The 2,679-nt window shown below is 69.2% G+C and carries 2 protein-coding genes; both read right to left on the bottom strand.

Annotation, left to right across the window (positions count from 1 at the left end; genetic code table 11):
• Window positions 1-1,467: type I polyketide synthase (locus tag AC3EQ1_RS31240; protein WP_432097674.1), on the bottom strand; the 1,467-nt coding region annotated here is incomplete at its 3' end.
• Between the two features lie 62 nt (window positions 1,468-1,529).
• Window positions 1,530-2,679 (bottom strand): beta-ketoacyl reductase (locus AC3EQ1_RS31235; RefSeq protein ID WP_432097673.1); only part of this gene is annotated, 1,150 nt, incomplete at its 5' end.

Raw genomic sequence — 2,679 nt, 5'->3', positions numbered from 1 at the left:
AGCCGAGAACACCAACGGAACCACCGCAGATGCAGCTGTAGCCTCTCGGGGTTCCTCGGTGACAGCAGACGTGGGAACGCCTTCGATGATGACGTGGGCGTTGGTGCCGCTCACGCCGAACGAGGACACGCCCGCCCGTCGGGGCTCGCCGGTCTCGGGCCAGGAGGCGGCCTCGGTCAGCAGCTCTACCGCACCAGCGGACCAGTCGACCTTCGACGACGGCTGATCGACATGGAGCGTCCGGGGCAGCACACCGTGGCGCATGGCCTGAACCATCTTGATGACACCCGCGACACCCGCGGCCGCCTGTGTGTGACCCAGGTTCGACTTCACCGAACCCAGACGCAACGGACGGCCGTCCGGACGCCCCTGACCATATGTGGCCAGCAGCGCCTGCGCCTCGATCGGGTCACCGAGTGCGGTTCCGGTGCCGTGCGCCTCCACCGCATCCACCTGCTCGGCGGACAGCCCGGCGCTCTCCAGCGCCTGCCGGATGACGCGTTGCTGCGACGGACCGTTCGGCGCCGTCAACCCACTGGACGCACCGTCCTGATTGACCGCACTGCCGCGCACCACCGCCAGCACCTGATGACCGTTCCGACGAGCATCGGACAGCCGCTCCACCAGCAGCATCCCCACACCCTCGGCCCAACCCGTGCCATCCGCCGCATCCGCGAACGCCTTGCACCGACCATCCGCCGCCAGACCCCGCTGACGGCTGAACTCCAGGAAGGCACCCGGCGTCGACATGACTGTCACGCCACCCGCCAGGGCGAGGGAGCACTCCCCGTGCCGCAGGGCTTCGGCAGCCAGGTGCAGGGCCACGAGGGACGAGGAGCACGCGGTGTCCACCGTGACGGCCGGGCCCTCCAGGCCAAGGGTGTACGACACCCGGCCCGACAGCACGCTGGCGGCGTTCCCGGTGCCCAGGTAGCCCGCCGTGTCGTCCTCCGCGTCGGCCAGGAGCTGCGGATAGTCCTGGCCATTGGTGCCCGCGAAGACACCGGTCCGGCTGCCGCGCAGCGCCAGCGGGTCGATACCGGCCCGCTCCAGCGCCTCCCACGAGGTCTCCAGGAGCAGCCGCTGCTGCGGGTCCATCGCCAGCGCCTCACGCGGGGATATCCCGAAGAAGTCGGCGTCGAACTGCGGGGCGTCGTGCAGGAAACCGCCCTCACGCACATAGCTGGTACCGGGGTGGTCGGGGTCCGGGTCGAAGAGCTGATCGAGTGCCCAGCCACGGTCGGCCGGGAACTCGGTCATGCCGTCCCGGCCGGCCGAGAGCAGGTCCCACAGCCCTTCCGGCGAGGTGACCCCGCCGGGGAAGCGGCAGCTCATTCCGACGATGGCGACCGGTTCGTGGGTGCCGTCCTCCAGCTCCGCAAGGCGGCGCCGGGTCCGGCGCAGGTCGGTCGTGACCCGCTTGAGGTATTCGCGGAGCTTCTCTTCGTTCGGTACCTCAGTGGACACAGCACATCACCCCAGCTGGAATTGCGAGACAGTCAACGTGATCGGATCGAATACGGCGGTTCTCAGAACTCTCCGAGCTCCTCGTCGATGAGCTGGAAGATTTCCTCGTCCGTGGCCGCGTCGATCCGGTCTGCGTCCCCGTCCGGTACGGGAACGGCGCCGCGCCACTTCGTCAGCATGTCGTTCAGCCTGGTGACAACCTCTCTGCGGTCCTGGTCGGACTCCATCGACGCCAGAGCGGCCTCGACCCTGTTGAGCTCCGCGAGCGTGGAGTCCGCTGACATCGAGTCGGCTCCGGGGGCGTCGGTCTGTTCGCTCGAAGCCGTCATGTCACACAGATGCGCGACGAGCGCGCTCGGCGTGGGGTGGTCGAAGAGCAGCGTGGCCGGCAGGGCGATGCCGGTCAGACGCCGCAGTCCGTTCCGGAGTTCGACCGCGGTCAGGGAGTCGAAGCCCAGGTCGAGGAAGCCTCGGTCGGGCTCCACCGACTGGGGCGAGGCGTGTCCGAGGACGGTGGCGACCTGCGTGCGGACCACCTCCAGGAGGATACGCCGACGTCCGCTCGTGGACTGACCGGCGAGACGCTCCGCCAGATCGGTGCCGCCCGGCTCGGTCGCTGCCCCGGTCCGCGCGTCTGCCGTGGAGCTCAGGGCCTGCTGCGCATCGGGGAGTTCGGTGAGGAGGGGGCTGGGGCGGGCGGCGGTGAAGGACGGGGCGAACCGTTCCCAGTCCAGGTCCGCAACCGTCACCACCGTGTCGTCCTGTTTCAACGCCACCCGCAGAGCCGCCAGCGCCAGATCGGGGGCCATCGCACCCACACCGCTGCGCCGCAGCCGCTCCTCCACGGCACGACCGTCAGCAGCCATTCCCTCATCGGCCCACGCACCCCACGCCACCGACGTAGCAGGCAGACCCTCCTGACGCCGCACCACCGCCAACGCATCCAAAAACGCATTCGCAGCCGCGTAATTGCCCTGCCCCGCACTCCCCGCGGTGCTCGCCAAGGAGGAGAACATCACAAACGCCGACAGATCCAGATCACGCGTCAACTCATGCAGATTCCACGCCGCATCCGCCTTCGGTCGTAGCACGGTGTCGAGGCGCTCGGCGGTCATGGCTTCCACCACACCGTCGTCGAGCGTCCCCGCACAGTGGACGACCGCATCGAGCGGATGCTCCGGTGCGAGGGCGTCCAACACGTGGGCCAGGGCA

This window comes from Streptomyces sp. bgisy100, from assembly GCF_057709105.1.
Note: the sequence above shows the minus strand (reverse complement) of the source record. Positions and strands in the feature narration are given on the sequence as shown.